Annotated in this window: 1 protein-coding gene; it reads right to left on the bottom strand. The window is 72.0% G+C overall.

Features of this window, described 5'->3' with window-relative positions:
• Nucleotides 1-1027 (bottom strand): FAD-linked oxidase C-terminal domain-containing protein (locus EFE23_RS27835; protein WP_305034647.1); only part of this gene is annotated, 1027 nt, incomplete at both ends.

Here is a 1027-nt window from a genome sequence, read left to right as displayed (position 1 = left end):
GCGCGACCGCCCCCGGGTGGAGTGCTCCTCCTCCCGGGTCACCATGTAGGAGGGGCACATCACCCCGCCGTGCTCCCGCCGGCACTGGCCGACCCCGACGCAGCGCAGCACCGCGCGGCTGAAGCTGCCGCCGTCGTCGGGGTAGCGGAAGACGGTGTCCACGTCGCCGTGGTGGAAGTCGACGCCGAGGCGCAGGTGGCTGTCCAACGGATACGGCGGCATCACCTTGCCGGGATTCATCCGGTCGTCCGGGTCAAAGATCGCCTTGAACCGCCCGAACGCGCGGATCACCCGGTCGCCGTACATCTTCACCAGCAGCTCGCCCCGGGACTGCCCGTCGCCGTGCTCACCGGAGAACGAGCCGCCGTAGGAGACCACCAGGTCGGCGGCCCGCTCGACGAACGAGCGGAACTGGCGGACCCCGTCGGCCGTCCTCAACTCGAACGGGATCCGGGTGTGCACGCAGCCCTGCCCGAAGTGCCCGTAGAGCGAGGCCTGCTCGAAGCCGTACTCCCGGAAGAGGCGGTCCAGGTCCCGCAGGTAGTCGCCCAGGCGCTCCGGGGGGACCGCGGAGTCCTCCCAGCCCTCCCAGGTGTCCCGCTCCCCCGGCACCCGCGCGGTGGCGCCGAGCCCGGACTCGCGGACCGCCCACATCTGTTCCTCGTCGACCCGATCGTCGAACCGGTGCACGCCCGGGCCGCCGTCCCGGCGGACGGCGTCGATCAGGCGGGTGGCCGCGGCCTCCGCCTCCTCGGTGGTGTCGCCACCCAGCTGCACCATCAGCCAACCACCGCCGGGAGGCAGTTTGTGCAGGGCCTCCGGGTGCAGGTGCTTGCGCTTCTCGAAGTTGACGAGTTTGTCGTCGAGCCCTTCGAGGGCGATCGGGTGGTGCGGCAGCACCCGCGGCACGTCGTCGCCGGCGGCGGCGATGTCCGGGTAGGACAGGAACACGATCGACTTGGCGCGCACCACCGGCAGCAGCGTGAGCCGGGCGCGCAGGATGGTGACCAGGGTGCCCTCGGAGCCG

Source organism: Micromonospora solifontis (assembly GCF_003725545.1).
Lineage (GTDB): Bacteria > Actinomycetota > Actinomycetes > Mycobacteriales > Micromonosporaceae > Micromonospora > Micromonospora solifontis.
This window is presented reverse-complemented; position numbering and strand designations above follow the sequence as displayed.